Source organism: Moritella sp. (genome assembly GCF_013215705.1).
In the GTDB taxonomy this organism is placed as follows: Bacteria; Pseudomonadota; Gammaproteobacteria; order Enterobacterales; family Moritellaceae; genus Moritella.
Genome location: NZ_JABSQR010000002.1, coordinates 1 through 1,060 on the forward strand (window position 1 = coordinate 1; position 1,060 = coordinate 1,060).

The following is a 1,060-nucleotide window of genomic DNA, read 5'->3' on the forward strand; positions in this document are numbered from 1 at the left end:
GAATAAAGTGGTTTGGTTAGAACCTCTCGCTAATGTACTCATGTTTTTTGTTTGTTATTACGTATTTAACTTAGATGCCATGGTATCACTGTTTATGGGTTTAACACTATCATCACTTGCCATTGCCGCTTACATGTTTAAAAAGCGTCGCAGGGATATTTCAACGCGTCCTTTAGCAGGCGTTCATTTCGATCCTAAGTTAGTTAATTTTGTGAAAAAAAGTTTCACCGCATCACTTGAAGCTGGTGCGAGTATTTTGATGATATACATTACCGTACTGCTGACCATTCGACATTTTAGTGTGGACGAATTAGGTGATTTCCAAGTCGTGGTACGTCCGGTATTTACTTATTTAACCCTGCTGTTCGTGTTTCCTATCTATCGGTTTGTATTACCCGAGCTAGCTGTATGCGTCCGAAATGGCGACCATCAACAAATCAAACTTATCCGTCAATGGGTATTTAAAGTATCTTTCGCTGTTAGCAGTCTGTTTTTCTTGGTCATGTTATTGTTTGGTGAATCATTAGTGCTTACACTTTTCCCTCATGAATACGCTGGCGCAGTGCCTGTTCTGCTGCATTTTTCATTATTCTTTATTTTTATGATGCTAAATGCTCATCAACTTGCTTACATCAAAGCGCATGGATACTTTATGCACAGTTTATGTATTCGTATCAGTGGTATTATCACACTCATGCTGTCTTTCCAGTTATTAAGTCAGTTTACCGAAAATGTCGTCGCCATTATTATCGCTTTATGCAGCGGTTACTTAATGATGTTTATCTTATCTAGCGTAGTGGAACGACAAATTTTAAAGAGCCATAATATTAAGCTGATTCATCAGTCTGTTTGACCCAATAAGCAGGTATTGAAATGCATAAAGCCAGTCACTGACAACAGCGACTGGCTTTATGCTAAATAAACAACCAGTTTACAGACGCACACCTTCAATATTAAACGTCATATCGACATACGCTGATGCCGGTCCAAGATTAGTCGTAATGCCATAATCAGTTAGTTTCAAACTTGCTTCACCCGAGAATCCAGCGCGGTGGCCACC

At 39.2% G+C, this 1,060-nt stretch carries 1 protein-coding gene; it reads left to right on the forward strand.

What is annotated here, in order from left to right:
• Positions 1-853 (forward strand): hypothetical protein (locus tag HRT96_RS00355; protein WP_293150601.1); only part of this gene is annotated, 853 nt, incomplete at its 5' end.
• Between the last annotated feature and the right edge of the window lie 207 nt (positions 854-1,060).